Annotated in this window: 2 protein-coding genes; both read left to right on the top strand. The window is 40.5% G+C overall.

Going from position 1 to position 1,861, the window contains the following annotated elements:
• The first annotated feature begins 280 nt into the window (after positions 1-280).
• Complete coding sequence (locus WAM07_RS01515) at positions 281-718, top strand: MarR family winged helix-turn-helix transcriptional regulator (RefSeq protein ID WP_422164182.1); 438 nt, start codon at positions 281-283, stop codon at positions 716-718.
• A 62-nt stretch (positions 719-780) separates the two neighbouring features.
• Positions 781-1,647 carry a pirin family protein gene (locus tag WAM07_RS01510; protein WP_422164180.1) on the top strand — a complete coding sequence of 289 codons (867 nt, stop codon included), beginning with the start codon at positions 781-783 and terminating at the stop codon, positions 1,645-1,647.
• Positions 1,648-1,861: the final 214 nt, after the last annotated feature.

The following is a 1,861-nucleotide window of genomic DNA, read 5'->3' as shown; positions in this document are numbered from 1 at the left end:
ATTTAGTAGATTTCAATAGAATACTATTTTTTACCATAACACTTATATGCGAAGATACAGAATCTAACCGCTTCATTTTATATGAATTGAATGGAATGGTTCAAGAACATAAACTCGTAGTTTTAGTAGAAACCTGTTTCCGACGATTTGACTTAACTAGCTTAAAAGTCCCAAAGCCCTTCATTTGACAAACCTGTCTTTATTTTTTAATCTAAAATTAATTTAATTAGTATGTATAGCAACTATTTTTCTGGTGGCATACCATAGAGAGGGATAGACCATGAAGTTATCTTTTGAAGATTATATCAGCATTAAAATCCACCGTACGGATTTAAAGTTGACAAATTACATTAAATCAAGACTTGAACCCTACAACCTTGCTCCTGAACAGAATCTCATTATGATGCTTCTCTGGGAGGAAGATGGACTAAACCAGAGGCAGATCTCCAGGAAGTTAAATAAAGATAAAACTAATATTGCCCGTATGGCTTCCAACCTGGAGAGTAAAGGGTTTATTACTAGGAACTACTCAATTGAAGATCGTCGTTCATTGGAGCTTTATCTAACGCCAACCGGCAGCGAGTTACGCGAAGAAATACTGCCCGTGACCGAAGAGTTCAATAAGATTGCCACTAAAAATCTAACGAGTAGAGAGAAAGAGCAATTAGAACATCTTCTTAGCAAGATAGACCAGAACTTCAATGAAATCCCCGAATAATATCATGTATGTAATTTTTTTAAATAACAGCAATAGCAAATCAATTAGAAAGGATGATAGAATTGGATGAAACACACTTTAAAAGAGATGTGAAAGATTCATGGTATGTGAAATATAACGAAATGGGCTTCCCGGCTATTCAAAAAGGATGGGTATTACCTGTAGACCGCTGGGCAGAATTCGATCCGTTCATCCTGATGGCGGAGGACTGGTTTAAAAAAGGCACGTTTCCTGACCATCCGCATCGTGGTTTTCAAACCGTTACCTATGTAGTGGATGGCCGTCTTGAACATATTGATAATGGCGGCGGACGTGATATTCTTGAGCCAGGTGACGTTCAGTACATGAATGCAGGCTGGGCCGCTCGTCATGCAGAAGATGGTGTGGAAGATGATATCGCGCACACCCTCCAGCTTTGGTTAAACCTTCCTAAAGATAAAAGAAATACCGATACGATCTATCAGAATGTGTACTCTGAAAAGGCCCCTGTTGTTCCGTTTGAGGGTGGTTCCATAAAGGTTTTCTCCGGAAACATTGCAGGAGTTGAAGGTCCTTTGGAATCTATTGTGCCTTTCACATTAAGTGAGATTAATCTGGCTGAGCATGCCGAACTTTCTCATTATATACCTGAGACACATAATGCATTTCTTTATGTATTAGCCGGGAGTATATCCGTCGGGACAAGCAGCACCGAGCTAAATAAACATGGCGTGGCAACACTTTCCTATAAGGACAAAGGAAACGAGCATCAATCCAGTGAACTAAAAATCAGAGCTAACCAGCGTCAAACTAAAATCCTCGTCTATTCTGGTGCTCCAATAAGAGAGAACATTGTTCCTTATGGTCCATTTGTTATGAATTCAATGGATGAGATCAAGCAGGCTTATCTTGATTTCAATCAAGGGAAGTTCGGCCCACCTGCTGAATAAAACGCCTTGAATGTAAACTTATCCATAATTAGGTTATGGTAAAGTTACAGCAGATTTATTAAGCTAAAGGGCCCGATTGTGGAAGACTCGACTTCGAGATATTGAGTGGAGTAAGGGGCTCGAGGGTACGACTCGCTTTCCGCGGGCATGTGGTGAGTTTCCTCGGGCTTAACAGCCCTGCGGGATCTCACCGATCATGTTCCTCCCGCAGGAG

Origin of the sequence: Halobacillus sp., from assembly GCF_049282395.1 — a bacterium.
In the GTDB taxonomy this organism is placed as follows: Bacteria; Bacillota; Bacilli; order Bacillales; family Halobacillaceae; genus Halobacillus.
The sequence above is the reverse complement of the archived record's forward strand: the minus strand, read 5'-3'. Positions and strand labels throughout refer to the sequence as shown.